At 69.8% G+C, this 14,948-nt stretch carries 14 protein-coding genes and 1 tRNA gene; 6 read left to right on the forward strand and 9 right to left on the reverse strand.

What is annotated here, in order from left to right; genetic code table 11:
- Window positions 1-100: 100 nt before the first annotated feature.
- Window positions 101-1,783 carry an IS1182 family transposase gene (locus OG285_RS15030; RefSeq protein ID WP_371791214.1) on the forward strand — a complete coding sequence of 561 codons (1,683 nt, stop codon included), beginning with the start codon at window positions 101-103 and terminating at the stop codon, window positions 1,781-1,783.
- A 71-nt stretch (window positions 1,784-1,854) separates the two neighbouring features.
- Here OG285_RS15030 and OG285_RS15035 read toward each other — a convergent pair whose 3' ends face one another.
- From OG285_RS15035 to OG285_RS15050, 4 genes are all read right to left on the reverse strand, one after another.
- Window positions 1,855-2,685: an MBL fold metallo-hydrolase gene (locus OG285_RS15035; RefSeq protein ID WP_356826180.1), complete on the reverse strand. Its 831-nt coding sequence runs from the start codon at window positions 2,683-2,685 to the stop codon at window positions 1,855-1,857.
- A 94-nt stretch (window positions 2,686-2,779) separates the two neighbouring features.
- A complete protein-coding gene (locus OG285_RS15040; RefSeq protein WP_371791215.1) occupies window positions 2,780-3,649 on the reverse strand; it encodes an NUDIX hydrolase in 870 nt (289 codons plus the stop codon).
- Between the two features lie 183 nt (window positions 3,650-3,832).
- Complete coding sequence (locus tag OG285_RS15045) at window positions 3,833-4,300, reverse strand: RidA family protein (RefSeq protein ID WP_356826184.1); 468 nt, start codon at window positions 4,298-4,300, stop codon at window positions 3,833-3,835.
- On the reverse strand, window positions 4,297-4,458 hold the full coding sequence (locus OG285_RS15050) for a DUF4177 domain-containing protein (protein ID WP_164258849.1): 162 nt from the start codon (window positions 4,456-4,458) through the stop codon (window positions 4,297-4,299). Before OG285_RS15050 ends, OG285_RS15045 begins: the two co-directional genes overlap by 4 nt.
- Window positions 4,459-4,529: 71 nt before the next feature.
- Between OG285_RS15050 and OG285_RS15055 the strand changes: the two genes are divergently transcribed.
- Window positions 4,530-5,489, forward strand: a complete 960-nt coding sequence (locus tag OG285_RS15055; protein ID WP_356826186.1) for an ArsA-related P-loop ATPase — start codon at window positions 4,530-4,532, stop codon at window positions 5,487-5,489.
- Window positions 5,486-6,943: an ArsA-related P-loop ATPase gene (locus OG285_RS15060; RefSeq protein ID WP_371791216.1), complete on the forward strand. Its 1,458-nt coding sequence runs from the start codon at window positions 5,486-5,488 to the stop codon at window positions 6,941-6,943. The genes OG285_RS15055 and OG285_RS15060 overlap by 4 nt, the downstream gene beginning before the upstream one ends.
- A gap of 83 nt (window positions 6,944-7,026) precedes the next feature.
- Here OG285_RS15060 and OG285_RS15065 read toward each other — a convergent pair whose 3' ends face one another.
- On the reverse strand, window positions 7,027-7,374 hold the full coding sequence (locus OG285_RS15065; protein WP_164258855.1) for a WhiB family transcriptional regulator: 348 nt from the start codon (window positions 7,372-7,374) through the stop codon (window positions 7,027-7,029).
- Window positions 7,375-7,786: 412 nt separating this feature from the next.
- Here OG285_RS15065 and OG285_RS15070 point away from each other — a divergent pair, with 412 nt between their 5' ends.
- Window positions 7,787-10,048, forward strand: a complete 2,262-nt coding sequence (locus OG285_RS15070; RefSeq protein WP_371791217.1) for a transglycosylase domain-containing protein — start codon at window positions 7,787-7,789, stop codon at window positions 10,046-10,048.
- Between the two features lie 184 nt (window positions 10,049-10,232).
- Here OG285_RS15070 and OG285_RS15075 read toward each other — a convergent pair whose 3' ends face one another.
- Complete coding sequence (locus OG285_RS15075; protein WP_356826192.1) at window positions 10,233-10,697, reverse strand: GatB/YqeY domain-containing protein; 465 nt, start codon at window positions 10,695-10,697, stop codon at window positions 10,233-10,235.
- A 77-nt stretch (window positions 10,698-10,774) separates the two neighbouring features.
- Here OG285_RS15075 and OG285_RS15080 point away from each other — a divergent pair, with 77 nt between their 5' ends.
- Both OG285_RS15080 and OG285_RS15085 read left to right on the forward strand, forming a co-directional pair.
- A complete protein-coding gene (locus tag OG285_RS15080) occupies window positions 10,775-11,713 on the forward strand; it encodes a metallophosphoesterase (protein ID WP_356826194.1) in 939 nt (312 codons plus the stop codon).
- 113 nt (window positions 11,714-11,826) lie between these two features.
- Window positions 11,827-11,900, forward strand: a tRNA-Pro gene (locus OG285_RS15085).
- A gap of 192 nt (window positions 11,901-12,092) precedes the next feature.
- Here OG285_RS15085 and sigK read toward each other — a convergent pair.
- The 3 genes from sigK to OG285_RS15100 form a co-directional block, all read right to left on the reverse strand.
- Window positions 12,093-12,662: an ECF RNA polymerase sigma factor SigK gene (gene sigK / locus OG285_RS15090; RefSeq protein ID WP_371793535.1), complete on the reverse strand. Its 570-nt coding sequence runs from the start codon at window positions 12,660-12,662 to the stop codon at window positions 12,093-12,095.
- Between the two features lie 124 nt (window positions 12,663-12,786).
- Window positions 12,787-13,128: a hypothetical protein gene (locus OG285_RS15095; protein ID WP_371791218.1), complete on the reverse strand. Its 342-nt coding sequence runs from the start codon at window positions 13,126-13,128 to the stop codon at window positions 12,787-12,789.
- Between the two features lie 14 nt (window positions 13,129-13,142).
- Complete coding sequence (locus tag OG285_RS15100) at window positions 13,143-14,870, reverse strand: nickel/cobalt transporter (protein ID WP_371791219.1); 1,728 nt, start codon at window positions 14,868-14,870, stop codon at window positions 13,143-13,145.
- Between the last annotated feature and the right edge of the window lie 78 nt (window positions 14,871-14,948).

Below are 14,948 nucleotides of genomic sequence, written 5' to 3' on the forward strand. Positions count from 1 at the left end.
AGTGGATGCTGTTGGTCAATTCCGTCCCTCTGCGTGACGTCGGCCTTCAAGACCTGGTTGTGGTCTTGAAGGCCGACGTTGTCGTATGGGGTGGATGTTGATGTCGATGCAGCCGAAGGGGCCGGGGGAGATTCCGGTAGAGACAGTGCGGGTGGCCCGGGCCGCGTTCCCGAAGGGGAGTCTGGCGATCCGGGTGCGGGACGAGCTGGGGGTGCTGTTCGCGGATGAGGAGTTCGCGGACCTGTTTGCCTCGCGGGGCCGGCCTGCTTGGTCGCCGGGCGGGCTGGGGCTGGTGTCGGTGTTGCAGTTCGTGGAAGGACTGACCGACCGGCAGGCCGCGGAGGCGGTGCGAGCACGGATCGATTACAAGTACGCACTCGGGCTGCGGCTGGACGATCCGGGCTTCGATTTCTCGGTGTTGTCGGAGTTCCGGGACCGGCTGGCTGGAGCGGATGGCGGGCGCCGTGTCTTGGATGGTGTGCTGGCTGCCGCCCGGGAGAAGGGGCTGCTGAAGAGCGCGGGCCGGGCCCGTACCGACTCCACGCATGTGCTGTCGTCGGCGCGTGAACTGTGCTGGCTGGAGCAGGTGGCCGAGACGCTGCGGGCGGCGTTGAACGCGCTGGCTCAGGCCGCTCCGGGCTGGTTGTCCGAGGTTGCGGAGCCGGACTGGTTCAGGCACTACGCGGCCAGGGCCGAGGACACCAGGTTCCCCAAGGCCCGCACCAAGCGGGACGAGGTGGGGTCGCGAATCGGGCGGGACGGCACCCTCCTGCTGGAAGCGGTCTTCGCTGCTGACGCGCCCGCGGCCGTGCGCGCACTGGACGAGGTGGAGATCCTGCGCCAGGTCTGGGTCCAGCACTTCCACCGGGTGGAGGGCGAGGTGAGGCGACGGGGCCCAAAAGACCGCCCGCCGGGCGCGTTGCGCCTGGTCAACCCTTATGACCCGGAGGCCCGTGTCGGGGTCAAGCGGGACACGATGTGGGACGGCTACAAGGTCCACCTCACCGAGACCTGCGAGCCCGGTGTCCCGAATCTGATCACCAACGTGGCCACCACAGTGGCCACCGTGCCCGACAGCATCATGGCGGCGGACATCCACGCGGCCCTGGCGGACCGGGGCTGCCTGCCAGCCGAGCACTGGGTGGACGCCGGCTACCCCAATGCCGCCCAGATCGTCACCGCCCGCCACACCCACGGCGTCGACCTGCAAGGACCCCTCGCCGACAACACCACCACCCAGTCCGACGGCCCCTACAGCCTTGACGCGTTCACCATCGACTGGGAGGGAGAACAGGTGACCTGCCCCGGCGACGTCACCACCACCCAGTGGTATCCCCGCACCGACTCAGGCGGCCGAGCGGTGATCCGCGTCCGGTTCCGCCACAGCGAATGCCGCCCCTGCCCGCACCGCACCGACTGCCTGGGCTCACCCACCGGACAACGCCGCGAGATCATGCTGCGTCCCCGCGAGGAACACCAGGCGATCCACGACCGCCGCGCCGAACAGCACACCGACGCCTGGAAGCAGCGCTACCAGGTCCGCGCCGGCGTCGAAGGCACCATCTCCCAAGCAGTCGGGCGCTGCGACCTGCGCAGAACCCGCTACCGCGGGCTGACGAAAACCAGCCTCCAGCACCAACTCACCGGCGCCGCGATCAACCTCATCCGCATCGACGCCCACCACACCGACGCCCCACGAGCCCGCACCCGCGTCAGCCACTTCGCAAAACTTCGCCCCGCCGACCAACCAGCCGACGGGGCGAAGCACCAGGGACGGAATTGACCAACAGCATCCCCGGAGTGGGGCGCCCCCTCGACGTAGGTCCGCGCAGGCTCAGCCCTCGGCCGCCCCGCTCAGATCAGCCCGTGCTCCCGCAGGTACTCCAGCTGCGCCCGTACCGACAGCTCGGCCGCGGGCCAGAGCGACCGGTCGACGTCCGCGTACACCTGCGCGACGACCTCCGAAGCCGTCGTGAAGCCGTTCTCGGCGGCCGTCTCCACCTGGGCGAGCCGGTTGGCGCGGTGCGCGAGGTAGAAGTCGACGGCCCCCTGCGCGTCCTCCAGTACGGGCCCGTGTCCCGGAAGCACCGTGTGCACCCCGTCGTCCACCGTCAGCGAGCGCAGCCGCCGCAGCGAGTCCAGATAGTCGCCGAGCCGTCCGTCCGGATGCGCGACCAGCGTCGTCCCGCGGCCGAGGACCGTGTCGCCCGTCAGCACCGCCCGGTCGGCCGGGAGGTGGAAGCAGAGCGAGTCGGCGGTGTGCCCCGGCGTCGGTACGACCCGGAGCTCCAGGCCGCCGGTGGTGATGACGTCCCCGGCTCCGAGTCCCTCGTCACCGAGGCGCAGCGCGGGATCCAGCGCCCGTACGGACGTCCCCGTCAGCTCGGCGAACCGGGCCGCGCCCTCCGCGTGGTCCGGGTGGCCGTGCGTCAGGAGCGTCAGCGCGACGCGTTTGCCCGCACCCGCCGCCGTCGCGACGACGGCCTTCAGGTGCGTGTCGTCGAGCGGTCCCGGGTCGATGACGACCGCCAGGTCGGAGTCCGGCTCGGCGACGATCCAGGTGTTGGTGCCGTCGAGCGTCATCGCGGACGCGTTCGGCGCCAGGACATTGACTGCCCGTGAGGTGGCGGGCCCGGACAGGACCCCGCCCCTGGGCTGGCCGGGGAGGGCTGCGGCATCACTCACGCGGGGGCTCCTGTCGTCCTGGCCGTCACTGGGGCCGCAACTCGGTCTGTCACTCGGGCTGTCACGCGGGCCGTCGCTTCGGGGACCCGGCCGGTCACTCCGGCGTCCCGGCCGCCGGAAGCCGCCGGGTGAACTCATCATGACCCGGCCAGCTCAGCACCAGCTCACCGGCCTCCAGCCGGGCCCGTGCCAGCACCGGGGCGAGCTCCTGCTCCGCCGCGCCCGCCAGGGTGTCGGCCACCGTCCCGTACGGCTGGAGCGAGCGGAGCGTCGAGATCGTCGGGGGCATCATCAGCAGCTCCCCCCTGTCGTACGCCGCGGCCGCCTCCACGGGCCTGACCCAGACCGTGCGGTCCGCCTCGGTGGAGGCGTTGCGGGTGCGCTGCCCGTCCGGCAGCGCGGCCGCGAAGAACCAGGTGTCGTACCGCTTCGGCTCGAACTCGGGGGTGATCCAGCGGGCCCACGCACCCAGCAGGTCGGAGCGGAGGACGAGCCCCCGCCGGTCCAGGAAGTCGGCGAAGGAGAGGTCGCGGTCGACGAGCGCGGCGCGGTCCGCCTCCCAGTCGTCGCCCGAGAGGTCGCCGACGACGGTGGACGCGGTCTCGCCCGCGAGCAGCACGCCGGCCTCCTCGTACGTCTCCCGGACGGCGGCGCAGACGATGGCCTGGGCGGATGCGGCGTCCACGCCGAGCCGCGCGGCCCACACGTCACGCGGCGGCCCCGCCCAGCCGACCGGGCGGTCGTCGTCGCGGGGGTCGACACCGCCGCCCGGATACGCGTACGCGCCTCCGGCGAAGGCCATGGAGGCGCGTCTGCGCAGCATGTGGACGGCGGGACCGGCCGCGGTGTCGCGCAGCAGCATGACGGTCGCGGCCCTGCGCGGTGCGACGGCGGTGAGCTCGCCGGCCGCCAGGGCGCGGATACGGTCGGGCCATTCCGGCGGGTACCACTGACCTTGGGGCATGGCCGGAGGCTAACCGCTCTCGCGTCGATGTTCGAGGGGTGGACGCGATGCCCGCCGGTCCGAGGCGTGGGTGGGGCACCCGCCGGCCCGAGAGGTGGACAGGGCGCCCGCCCGCGCGTGCCGACGCCGAGCCCCAGCCCCTTCAGCCCTGCGGCCCCTCAGCCGCCCCCCGCCGGCGAGCCCTCACGCCTTCAGCTCGACCTGGATCTCGACCTCGACCGGTGCGTCCAGCGGCAGCACCGCGACGCCCACCGCGCTGCGCGCATGCACACCGCGGTCGCCGAGCACCTCGGCCAGCAGCTCGCTCGCGCCGTTGAGCACGCCGGGCTGACCGCTGAAGTCCGGGGCCGAAGCCACGAATCCGACGACCTTCACGACCCGCTCGATACGGTCCAGGTCACCGGCGACCGACTTCACGGCCGCCAGCGCGTTCAGCGCACACGTACGCGCCAGGTCCTTCGCGTCCTCGGCGGTGACCTCCGCGCCGACCTTCCCGACCAGCGGAAGCTTGCCCTCCACCATCGGCAGCTGGCCCGCCGTGTACACGTACACACCGGACCGCACGGCCGGCTGGTACGCGGCCAGCGGCGGTACGACGTCCGGAAGCGTCAGCCCGAGCTCGGCAAGGCGCGCTTCGACGGCCCCGCTCATGCGGATTTCTCGCGCTTGAGGTACGCCACGAGCTGCTCGGGGTTGTTCGGTCCGGGCACGACCTGGACGAGCTCCCAGCCGTCCTCGCCCCAGGTGTCCAGAATCTGCTTCGTCGCGTGTACCAGCAGCGGCACAGTCGCGTATTCCCATTTGGCCATACGGCGACTGTAGCCGCTGTCACTGACCGCCTCGGGCGTACCACCGTGCCCGACTGGTTAGGCTCGAATACGTGAGCAGGCTTCAGGTCGTGAGTGGCAAGGGCGGGACCGGAAAGACCACGGTCGCCGCCGCGCTGGCGCTTGCCCTCGCGACGGAGGGCAAGCGCACTCTCCTCGTCGAGGTGGAGGGCCGCCAGGGCATCGCCCAGCTCTTCGAGACGGAGGCGTTCCCGTACGAGGAGCGGAAGATCGCCGTGGCACCCGGCGGCGGGGAGGTGTACGCCCTCGCGATCGACGCCGAACGCGCCCTGCTCGACTACCTCCAGATGTTCTACAAGCTGGGCAGCGCGGGCCGGGCCCTGAAGAAGCTCGGCGCGATCGACTTCGCCACGACCATCGCGCCCGGGGTGCGGGACGTGCTCCTCACCGGCAAGGCCTGCGAGGCCGTACGCCGCAAGAACAAGCAGGGCCGCTTCGCCTACGACCACATCGTCATGGACGCACCGCCGACGGGCCGCATCACCCGGTTCCTCAACGTGAACGACGAGGTGGCCGGTCTCGCGAAGATCGGGCCCATACACAACCAGGCGCAGGCCGTGATGCGCGTCCTCAAGTCCCCCGAGACGTCGGTGCACCTCGTGACGCTGCTCGAAGAGATGCCGGTGCAGGAGACGGCGGACGGCATCGCCGAACTGCGCGCCGCCGACCTCCCCGTGGGGAACGTCATCGTGAACATGGTCCGCCCCGCGCTCCTGGACGAGCAGACCGTACGGACCGTGTCGGGCGACCGCCGCAAGGAGGTCGCCAAGGCGCTGACCCGCGCGGGCGTCAGCGGCGCGGCGAAGCTGGTGACCCCGCTGCTCACCGAGGCCGCCGACCACGCGGAGCGGGTGGAGCTGGAGCGCGAACAGCGCGCCGTACTGGCGGAACTGGGGCTTCCCACCTACGAACTCCCGCTGCTCGGCGACGGAATGGATCTGGCCGGGCTCTATCAGCTGGCGACCGAACTGCGGAGGCACACCACGTCATGACCCTGGACAGCGTGCCCCTCCTCGACATCGACCCGCTGATCGACGACCCGGCCACCCGCATCATCGTGTGCTGCGGCTCGGGCGGCGTCGGCAAGACCACGACCGCGGCCGCACTGGGGGTGCGGGCGGCCGAGCGCGGGCGCCGGGCCGTCGTGCTGACCATCGATCCGGCACGCAGGCTCGCCCAGTCCATGGGCATCGACTCGCTCGACAACATCCCGCGCCGGGTGGCGGGCATCAAGGCCACCGGCGACGGTGAACTGCACGCCATGATGCTGGACATGAAGCGGACGTTCGACGAGATCGTCGAGGCGCACGCGGACAGCGAGCGGGCCGCCGCGATCCTGAACAACCCCTTCTACCAGTCGCTCTCCGCGGGCTTCGCCGGCACGCAGGAGTACATGGCGATGGAGAAGCTGGGCCAGTTGCGGGCCCGTGACGAGTGGGACCTGATCGTCGTGGACACCCCGCCGTCGCGGTCGGCGCTCGACTTCCTGGACGCGCCGAAGCGGCTCGGGTCGTTCCTCGACGGCAAGTTCATCCGGCTGCTGATGGCCCCGGCGAAGGTCGGCGGCCGGGCCGGGATGAAGTTCCTCAACGTCGGCATGTCGATGATGACCGGCACCCTCGGCAAGCTGCTCGGGGGTCAGTTCCTGCGCGACGTGCAGACCTTCGTCACGGCGATGGACACCATGTTCGGCGGCTTCCGCACCCGCGCCGACGCCACGTACCGGCTGCTCCAGGCGCCCGGCACGGCCTTCCTGGTGGTCGCGGCGCCGGAGCGGGACGCACTGCGGGAGGCCGCGTACTTCGTGGAGCGGCTGGACGCCGACGGAATGCCGCTGGCCGGCCTCGTACTCAACCGGGTGCACGGCAGCGGGGCCGCGCGGCTCACGGCGGAGCGGGCGCTGGCCGCCGCGGAAAATCTTGAAGCCGGCGGCATTGTGGATCAGGAGGCCGGGAATGAAGCAGTTCGTGACTCCACGGGCCCCTCTCCCGAGCCCGGAACCGCGGAGCACGCCGAGCCTGCCGAGACCGCTGACACATCCCCCGAGACGCCCCACGCGGAGACCGCCACAGACGGGGGTGCACCCGTAGAGGCCCAAGAAACCGAAGAGGCCGAAGAGACCGGCGAGCCCGGCACACCTGCTGAGCCTGCTGGATCTGCTGAGCTTGCTGAGACTTCCCCGGAGGCCGACACGCCAGACGCCGCACCCGAGCCGGCAGGAGCCATGCCGGAGCCGACGGTCGATGCACTGACCGCCGGCCTGCTCCGACTGCACGCCGAACGCATGCAGGTGCTCGCCCGTGAGCAGCGCACCCGCGACCGCTTCACGGCGCTCCACCCCGAGGTGGCCGTGGCCGAGGTGGCCGCGCTGCCCGGTGATGTCCATGACCTGGCAGGGCTCCGGGCCATCGGTGATCGCCTCGCGACCGGTCGTTCTCCGGCCTGAGTCCGCCCTGCTCGCCCCGGGGTGCGCGCGGCGCCCATCGCGCGCTCCGCCCAACGGGGCCCCTGAGGTCCCTCTCACGTGGGCTACCCCACGGCTGCGTACGTCTCCTCGAACGCCTCGTCGTCCGCGACGATCGCGGGCAGGATGCCCGTGCTGCGCTCGTACTCGGTGCGTGCGGTCTCCAGCAGCCGACGCCATGAGGTGACGGTGGGACGCCGGCGCAACAGTGCGCGCCGTTCCCGCTCGGTCATGCCACCCCACACGCCGAACTCGACGCGGTTGTCGAGCGCGTCGGCCAGGCACTCCGTACGCACCGGGCATCCGGTGCACACCGCCTTGGCCCTGTTCTGCGCTGCCCCTTGTACAAACAGTTCGTCCGGATCGGTAGTGCGGCAGGCTGCCTGCGCACTCCAGTCAGTTACCCAGCCCATCCCGGCGCCGTCCTCTCCCGAATTCGAGGCTCCCCCACGGCGGCAGCGGCATATTCACCGCTGCCAGTTGAGGACGTTACGGAAGGTGGGCACAGCGCAACACCCCCTTCGGGCCCAATCTTGAATGGTCCGAACGGACTATGCGTACGCGGCAGATCACCCAACGGAGTGAGCGCAGGACATTCCTGACAACCCGGGCGAACCAGGGCAGTTCATCCACGCCACATCGGACGCCGGGTTACACATGCGGCACATTCGGACGCGCATTCACCCCATTCGGGGAGGGTGACATCGCGCCAGGGGGCTTGATACGGGAGGGCACTGCTGTGACAGTTAGGTGCAGCTTAGGCCAAGGCATATCCGCGTGTCCGGCGAATGAAGCTGCTCCTTCTCCACAACGTAGGCTGCCCTCATGCCAAAGAAGCGCTCCGGCGGGGGTCTCACCAAGACCCAGCAGGCCGCCAAATTCCTCGGTGTCGCCGCGCTCTCCGGAGCTGTACTGGCGGGCATCGCGCTGCCGGCAGCCGGAGCGCTGGGGCTCGCGGCCAAGGGCACCGTCAACGGATTCGACGACATCCCCGCCAGCCTCAAGACACCGCCACTCAGCCAGCGGACCACGATCCTGGACGCGAACAACAACCAGCTCGCGTCGGTCTACGAGCGGGACCGCACGGTGGTGAAGCTCCAGGACATCTCCCCGTACATGCAGAAGGCGCTCGTCGCGATCGAGGACGCGCGCTTCTACCAGCACGGCGCGATCGACGTGAAGGGCGTGGCGCGCGCGCTCAACCGCAACGCGCAGGAGGGCGGCGCGGCCCAGGGGGCGTCGACCCTCACCCAGCAGTACGTCAAGAACGTCTTCGTCGAGGAGGCGGGCGACGACCCGACCAAGGTCGCCGAGGCGCAGCAGAAGAGCCTCGGCCGCAAGGTCCGCGAGCTCAAGTACGCGATCCAGGTCGAGCAGTCGCTCGGCAAGAAGAAGATCCTGGAGAACTACCTCAACATCACCTTCTTCGGCGAGCAGGCGTACGGCGTCGAGGCGGCGTCCCAGCGCTACTTCTCCAAGTCCGCGAAGGACCTGACGATCGGCGAGTCCGCGCTGCTGGCCGGTCTCGTGCAGTCGCCGAGCCGGTACGACCCGATCAACGACATGGAAGAGGCCACCAAGCGGCGCAACACCGTGCTGCAGCGGATGGCCGATGTCCATGACATCTCGCAGCCCCAGGCCGACAAGGCCATGGCCGAGCCGATCAAGCTGAAGGTGACCAGGCCCAAGAGCGGGTGCATCACCGCGGTCAAGGGCGCGGGCTTCTTCTGCGACTACGTCCGCAAGGTGTTCCTGACGGATCCGGCGTTCGGCAAGACCAAGGAGGAGCGCCAGAAGCTCTGGTCGGTCGGCGGTCTGACCGTCAAGACCACCCTGGATCCCAAGGCGCAGGCATCCTCCAATGTCGCGGCCACCTCCCGGGTCAACGAGGACGACAAGATCGCGGACGCGGTGGTGCAGGTCCAGCCGGGCACCGGGAAGATCCTCGCGATGGCCCAGTCCCGTCCGTACGGCCTGGACCCGTCGAAGCACGAGACGGTGCTGAACCTCTCGGTCGACAACAAGATGGGCGGTACGTACGCGGGCTTCCAGGTGGGCTCGACGTTCAAGCCGATCACCGCGGCCGCCGCACTGGAGAAGGGCATCAGCCCGGCGCAGAGTTTCACGACGGGCTCGCACATCTCCCTTCCCGGTACGAGCTTCAGGAACTGCCAGAACCAGCCGGCCGACAGCAGCCCCTGGTCGGTCGAGAACGAGCTCACGTCGGAGAAGGGCACCTTCGACATGACCAGCGCGCTGGGCAAGTCGATCAACACGTACTTCGCGAGGCTGGAGCAGAAGACCGGCCTCTGCGAGACGATCTCGATGGCCAACAAGGTCGGCTACATCCGCGGCAACAACAAGCCGCTCCAGACGGTGCCCTCCACCACTCTCGGTGGCCAGGAGTCGACCCCGCTGGCGATGGCCTCGGTGTACGCCACCTTCGCCAATCGCGGGACGTACTGCTCGCCGATCGCCCTTGAGTCGGTGACCGCGCCGGGCGGCAAGCAGATCCCGGTGCCGAAGTCGACCTGCGCCTCGGCGATGAGCGAGCACACCGCCGACACCATCAACCAGATGCTGAAGGGCGTGGTCGCGGACGGTACCGGTAAGCAGGCCGGACTCACCGACCGCGACAACGCGGGCAAGACGGGTACCACCGACGAGCGCAAGAACGCGTGGTTCGTCGGCTACACGCCCAACCTGGCCACGGCCGTCTGGGTCGGCAGCGACGGAGCGCGGCAGATCCCGATGACCAACATCAACATCGGCGGCCACTACTACGACGAGGTCTGTGGTGGCTGTCTTCCCGGCCCCATCTGGAAGACAGCGATGACCGGCGCCCTGTCACCGTCGGAGACGCCGTCCTTCAACAAGGTGGGTGTCCCGCGCGGTCACTCCTCGGGCGGCAAGAGCCACGCCCCCAGCGGCGGCGGCGACCAGGGCAACGGCGGAACCGACGGCGGGGGCACCGACGGCGGTACGGACGGCGGCGACCAGGGGAACGGCGGCCAGCCCGGAGACGGTGGCGGCATCTCGTTCCCGCCCGGCTTCATCGGTGGCAACGACGGCCACCACCGGAGATAGCGGCACGACCCGGCGGATGCCGCGGTAGGTGCGATGACGCAGGGAGGGGCGCCCGGTGGGTTCACCGGGCGCCCCTCCCGTTCTTCTGCGGTGCGTCCCGTTTCTCCGCGGTGCGCTCCGCGTGCACTTTGTGGTGCCGTTTGTGGCGTGCTTCGTGGTGCGCGCGAGCGGGTGGCTGTCCGGGTCAGCCCGCGAGCCGCTTCTTCACCTCGGCGGCCACCCGGCCGCCGTCGGCGAGCCCGGCCACCTTCGGGTTCACGATCTTCATGACGGCGCCCATGGCACGCGGCCCCTCGGCTCCGGAGGCCTTGGCCTCGTCGACGGCCTGCGTGACGATCGCGCTCAGCTCGTCGTCGCTCAGCTGCTTCGGCAGATAGGTGGCAAGCAGTTCGCCCTCCGCCTTCTCCCGCGCGGCACTCTCGGTGCGGCCGCCCTGCTCGAAGGCCTCGGCCGCCTCTCGGCGCTTCTTCGCCTCCTTGGCGATCACCTTCAGCACCTCGTCGTCGGTCAGCTCACGTGCCGACGTGCCCGAGACCTCTTCCTTCGTGATCGCGGAGAGGGTCAGCCGGAGCGTCGAGGAGCGCAGCTCGTCGCGCGCCCTGATGGCCTCGGTGAGTTCTGCGTGCAGCTTGGACTTGAGCGTGGTCATGCGGCCAAGTGTCGCAGGTACGGCCTCCGCACCGCCCGCAGATTTTGCGGTGACCCGCTGTCTGCGACGATGGAGGTATGCGCGCACGCTATGGGATCCCCCTCAAAGTCACCGCAGGAATCACGGCCGTTGGCGCGGCAGGCATCGCCTATGCCGCCGGATTCGAGGCGCGCTCGTTCCGCCTCCGGCGGGTGACCGTGCCGGTACTGCCGCCCGGCGCCCGGCCCGTACGCGTCCTCCAGGTCTCGGACATCCACATGGTCGGCGGCCAGCGCAAGAAACAGCGCTGGCTCCAGTCCCTGGCGGGGCTGCGGCCGGACTTCGTGGTCAACACCGGGGACAACCTCTCGGACCCGGAGGGCGTACCGGAGGTCCTGGACGCGCTGGGGCCGCTGATGGAGTTCCCGGGTGTGTACGTGTTCGGGTCGAACGACTACTACGGCCCGAAGTTCCGCAACCCGGCCCGCTACCTCTTCGAGAAGGCGCAGGGCAAGCACGGCCTCAACGGCAAGGCACCGGCGGTGGGCGTGGTGCACAACCCGTGGGAGGGCCTGCGGGACGGCTTCGACGCGGCGGGCTGGGTGAACCTCACCAATACGCGCGGCCGGCTGAAGGTGGACGGCATGGAGATCGCCTTCACCGGTCTGGACGACCCGCACATCAAACGGGACAGGTACGCCGAGGTGGCGGGCGGCCCGGAAGCGGGCGCTGACCTCTCGGTGGCGGTGGTGCACGCGCCGTATCTGCGCACCCTGGACGCGTTCACGACGGACGGCTATCCCCTGATCCTCGCGGGCCACACCCACGGCGGCCAGCTGTGCATCCCGTTCTACGGAGCGCTGGTCACCAACTGCGACCTGGACACCGACCGGGTCAAGGGCCTCTCCGCCCACGAGTCCGGCGGCAACCGCTCCTACCTGCACGTTTCAGCGGGCTGCGGCACGAACCGCTACACCCCGGTGCGCTTCGCGTGCGCCCCGGAGGCCACGCTGCTGACGCTCACCGCGAGGCGGTAGGGCCGGCCCCGCGTACGGAATCCGGCACCACCCGCCCGCCAGGGGAAACCGGATTTCGTCTCAGGCCACGGGTCCGCTAAAGTAACTGATGTCGCCGCCACGCGAGCGACAATCGGGGTGTAGCGCAGCTTGGCAGCGCGCTTCGTTCGGGACGAAGAGGTCGTGGGTTCAAATCCCGCCACCCCGACAGCTGAAATAGCAGGTCAAGGGTCTGATTCTCTCTGAGGGTCAGGCCCTTCCTGCGTCTCCGGAGATCGTTTGGGAGAAATCTGGGAGAAGATCTTGGTCGGCTTCTCCCCAGCGCACGATCTCCGATGAGCGATGTCGGGTACCAGCTGCCCAGCCAAGACCTACGCGTTCGCGAATCCGAGCAGCTTGATCAGGCGACACCGAGGCAGTCGCGGAGGCGGATCAGTCCGTCACGCATCCGGGTCTTGATGGTGCCCAGGGCCGTGCCCAGCCGTTCGGCGGTCTCCCGGTAGGTGCAGCCGTCGTAGTAGGCGAGGAGTACGGATTCGCGCTGGAGCGGCGACAGCGCCTGAAGGCAGCGCCGCACCTGTTCGCGCTCCAGGCGGATCTCAACTTCCTCGCTGACTTCGTCGAACGCGGGCTGGTGCTGGCGAAGCGCGTCCTGGCGGTCGCGATCGACTGATGCCTGCACTGAACGGACTCGGTCGATGGCGCGGCGGTGGGTGATCGTCATGGCCCAGGAGAAGGCACCACCGCGGGATGGGTCGAACTGGGGTGCTTTGCACCAGACCTCGGTCAGCGCCTCCTGACAGACCTCCTCCGCCTGCGCCTCGTCTCTCACTACCCGGCGCGCAAGCCCCAGCGCAGGCCCTGCGATCAGCGGGTACAGCTGAGCGAACGCCTCTTGATCGCCCTCCGCCACACGGGCAAGCAGTACCTCGGGGCTAAGGTCGGACACTTCGCCCGATGTCGCATGCACGCTTTCACTCGTCGTGTTGTCCACAGGAAGAGCTTCCCAGAGGAGAAGGCCCCGAGTGAGCGCTGACGGGTACATCGACGACGTCAGCAGGCCCGAGTGCAAGGTTCAGGCCGGCCCGTCGACTTCACGGTGTTCGGCGATCCCTCGTGGACAGGTGGCTGGGTTCCCCGCCGAGTCTGCTGTAGAGATCCACCCACTGCTGGTCGGTGCGAGTGGGGGGCTTGCCGTCGCAATAGGCCCTCTTTCCGTTGGCTGTGTAGTAGCGCATCAGTTCCAGGACGGAGCGCGGATCGGAGCGGGTGCCTGCGGTGTAGCGGCTCGCGGGCTCATCTTTCTGGTGCACCAGACAGCTGGGGGACGGAGTGCCGGACTGGGCGTCCAACGAGCCGCCATGCTCGGACGAACAGCCGGTCAGGACCAGCACGGCGAGCAGAGCTCCGAGGAACGCGTAGCGGGAAGTTTTCACGAGGGCTCCAGGTGTCACAGGACGGGTGGCAGGCTGCGGACCATCAGGCCGAGTCCGACGATGAGGACGAGGAGGGCGGTCAGGATCGCCATGTGCGGGGCCAGGCGTCGGACGAGTGCGAACAGCGGGCGGTCGGTGAGGCTGCTGGCTCTGCTGCCGAGCTTGACGAGCAGCAGGCCGACCGCGGTGAGTGTGGCTGCCATGCCGAGGCCGTACGCCAGTACGAGGGTGGCGCCGAAGGCGGTGCGGCCCAGGGCGATGGCACCGAGGAGTACGACCAGGGCGGAGGGGCTGGGGACCAGGCCGCCGGCGATGCCGAGGCCGATCAGCCCGCGGAGAGTGAAGGGCTGAGCGTCGGCGCTGATGGGTGCATGGGTGTGAGGGCGCCCGAGCAGGCCGTGCCGGTGCGGCACCGCATGTCCGTGGCTGTGATCGTGGGTGTGGCCGTGCGCGCTGTCGTGATGCGGGTGGGAGTGGGCGGGTTCGGAATGCTGTTCCTGCGCGTGGGTCTGGTCCGGCTCGTGCGCGAGACCGTGGTGGTGATCGGTGTGGAGATGGTCGTGGCCGTGCGGGAGGTCGGCGGTGAGGTCCGCTTCTGCCTGACCGGTCGCGCCGACCAGCGCGGGTTGCAGGTCGGCGGGTGATGGAGCATCAACCACGCGGCCGGGCGGGGTGGTTCGTCGTGCGCGCCGTACGGCGTCGGCCAGTAGTCCTGCCCCGACGAGGGCCACGAGTGCACCACTGATGACGCCGAGCCAGCCCAGTACGGAGTCGCCCGCGAGCGAGGAGAACGTGGTCAGGCACAACCCGATGACCAGAACTCCGGCGGTGTGGGTGATGGTGACGGTGGCGCCGACGGTGATGGCGTCGCGGGTACTGCCCCGCCGTCCGGCCAGGTACGCGGCCATGACGGTCTTGCCATGTCCGGGCAGCATTGCGTGTCCGGCGCCCAGGACGACGGAGAGCAGGACTGCCAGCAGCCCGACCGGTACGGTCAGGCGCTGGGCCCCGGCGAGTGACGTCAAATGCCGGGAGAGCGCCTCCACCTGCCCGGTGAGCCCACCGTCCTGTCCGGCTCCGGATCCAGCCGCAGCGGTGAGCGACGGGCCGTCGCCTGCGACGGCGGTGATCTGCGCGTGGAAGTCTCCGCGCGGTGTCTGGAGCAAGTCGCGTGGGTAGTTGCGGAGTTCGTCGGATGAGGACGTCTGGGCGACGGAGGAGTCCTTGAGCTGCACTCCCTGCCCCTTCGCGGTGATCTCGTTCCAGCCCACCCTGGTGCGGTCCGCGCCGGTCGCGACCCGCAGCGTCACCGGGCCGACAGTCAGGTCCAAGGGCGCCTTGAGGCGGCATTCGAGGCGACTCGTACGCAGGCGGGCCTGTCCGGGCCGATACGCGAAAGTGGCCGACGCGACCTTCCAGTGCAGCCGCTGCGGGGCGGCAACCTGCAGGCTGTCGGCTGTCTCAACGCAGCGGGCGGACGCCCAGGCGGCGCGTTCGGCGGGGCTCTGGGTGCCGTCGCCGTTGGTGTCGACGCGGGGTGCGGCCTGGAGGGTGGGGATCTCCGCGGTGTCGGTGACGGCCAGGATGTCAAGTTGGTCCGGGTGCAGAGTTAATCCGGTGTAGCGGTTGATCGAGAAGTTACCGAGGGGGTGAGCCTGCGCGGCCGGGGCCGATACGCCGAGTAGCCACAGGACACCGCAGACCGCAGCCGCCACTCGCCTTGGGAGAGGGCGGTAGGTCATGAGCTGCCTCCTGAGGCGTCGGGGGTGGGCCGTGCCGGTCGGTCCGGGACCGCTACGGCCGCAAGGACCGAGTGCGAG

The organism is Streptomyces sp. NBC_01471 (genome assembly GCF_041438865.1).
Lineage (GTDB): Bacteria > Actinomycetota > Actinomycetes > Streptomycetales > Streptomycetaceae > Streptomyces.

Excerpts from the sequence above, each read along its gene's own strand:
- OG285_RS15080 (WP_356826194.1), top strand. The coding sequence starts at position 10,775 with ATGCGCGCACGCTATGGGATCCCCCTCAAAGTCACCGCAGGAATCACG.
- OG285_RS15050 (WP_164258849.1), bottom strand. The coding sequence starts at position 4,458 with ATGGCCAAATGGGAATACGCGACTGTGCCGCTGCTGGTACACGCGACG.
- OG285_RS15030 (WP_371791214.1), top strand. The coding sequence starts at position 101 with ATGTCGATGCAGCCGAAGGGGCCGGGGGAGATTCCGGTAGAGACAGTG.
- OG285_RS15045 (WP_356826184.1), bottom strand. The coding sequence starts at position 4,300 with ATGAGCGGGGCCGTCGAAGCGCGCCTTGCCGAGCTCGGGCTGACGCTT.
- OG285_RS15075 (WP_356826192.1), bottom strand. The coding sequence starts at position 10,697 with ATGACCACGCTCAAGTCCAAGCTGCACGCAGAACTCACCGAGGCCATC.
- OG285_RS15100 (WP_371791219.1), bottom strand. The coding sequence starts at position 14,870 with ATGACCTACCGCCCTCTCCCAAGGCGAGTGGCGGCTGCGGTCTGCGGT.
- OG285_RS15065 (WP_164258855.1), bottom strand. The coding sequence starts at position 7,374 with ATGGGCTGGGTAACTGACTGGAGTGCGCAGGCAGCCTGCCGCACTACC.
- OG285_RS15060 (WP_371791216.1), top strand. The coding sequence starts at position 5,486 with ATGACCCTGGACAGCGTGCCCCTCCTCGACATCGACCCGCTGATCGAC.
- OG285_RS15070 (WP_371791217.1), top strand. The coding sequence starts at position 7,787 with ATGCCAAAGAAGCGCTCCGGCGGGGGTCTCACCAAGACCCAGCAGGCC.
- OG285_RS15040 (WP_371791215.1), bottom strand. The coding sequence starts at position 3,649 with ATGCCCCAAGGTCAGTGGTACCCGCCGGAATGGCCCGACCGTATCCGC.